This window comes from Mesorhizobium sp. WSM4848, from assembly GCF_055811375.1.
This window is the reverse complement of the sequence record NZ_JBVVPX010000093.1, coordinates 1-1,326: the sequence shown is the minus strand read 5'-3', so window position 1 is coordinate 1,326 and position 1,326 is coordinate 1. Positions and strand designations below refer to the sequence as shown.

The 1,326-nt window shown below is 57.7% G+C and carries 1 protein-coding gene; it reads right to left on the bottom strand.

The genetic code is table 11. The features are described from left to right. On the bottom strand, nucleotides 1-1,326 hold a 1,326-nt coding region (locus AC0L16_RS33395), incomplete at both ends, for an MmgE/PrpD family protein (RefSeq protein ID WP_473625780.1).

Here is a 1,326-nt window from a genome sequence, read left to right as displayed (position 1 = left end):
TTTCGGATGTCGAGCATCGGCCGCCTGGTGGCGACAGGGCGGCCAGAAGGCGCGCAAACCCTGCAGTTTCGAGGCTAGCGACTGCGGTGAGGATTTCTTCCTGCCACTGCGGGTGAACATCCTTTCTGGCGATGTTCTTGAATTTCTCCACGACCTGGTCGCTCGACAACGGGTTTGCGACATCTCCCAAAGGATGCAACACAATCATCTCTTCCGGTCCTTTACCCTGGTCAATAACGACGCGGGCAGGCGTTCCAACCGGAAATGCCGAAATGAAATCGGGCGACGGCTCTAGCTCAATACGCGCAGCCAAGTCGAGCACGCGTGCGTCAGTGAGATGCTCAAGTTGAACAGGCTGCAGAGCTCCCCGACCGTGTAGAGCGGCCAATGCGCAATTGAAATAGAAGCTATACTGCCCTCCCTCCAAGGTCTTGGGGGCGCGCTCGTTTGCAAGGCTCATCGCCTGTGGGAAAGTCTCGATGCGCAGCTTCCGTATCTCTTGCCCATCCCGACGCATGGCAAGGATCGCATCGATTGCCGCGTGGACATAGCGGCAGCAAGCATATGGCTTGAGATAGCACCTTTGGACTTCCCACGATAACCCAAGATTGCCTGTCAAGAGCCGGCGAGTAAAACGAACATTATCATCAAGAAGATCAAGAGGTCCGGTTGCGCCTGCCCGCGCGCGATAAGCCGCAGTGACACCAGCAACCACGGCAGGTGGAATCCCTTCTTTGATTGTGCTGCCTTCGAACTTGGAGCTTGTGGTCAAAAAGACAATCGGTCCTTCGGATCCCGCAATCGCTAATGCATGAGCGGTTTCTGTTGCACTTAAGCCCAAGAGACGGGAAGCTGCTGCCGCAGCTCCATAGCCGACCCAGCGTCCACTGGCATACGTGTCGATTGTCTCAACAGGACGAGAACTCGCGATTCGGAGAGCGATTTCGTATCCGAGTGCGATTGCAACGTTTGTTTCGGGAACTGACGAGCCGATGGCCTGAGCCACGACCAGGGCAGCAGGAATGACGCCTGCACCGGCGTGGCCCGCTGCGCCGCGGTGACCATCATCTATATCCAGCGCGCTTGCCGCAGCGCTATTCGCCATAGCGGCACCAACGACACTAGACCGCTCATCAGTCAACCAGATGCTTATCGGCCCTTCGCCGTATGCTTTAAGGGCCGCCTTTCTGGCTGCATTCGCGAGCGGCGATTGCAACCCCGCGGCGGTAGCACCGATAAGGTCCAGCAGGAGCAACGAGATTGTCTGCCGTGTGGCCGCGGGCATTGCACTTGCTGGGTAGCCGCTAACGAAGTTGGCGAGTTCAG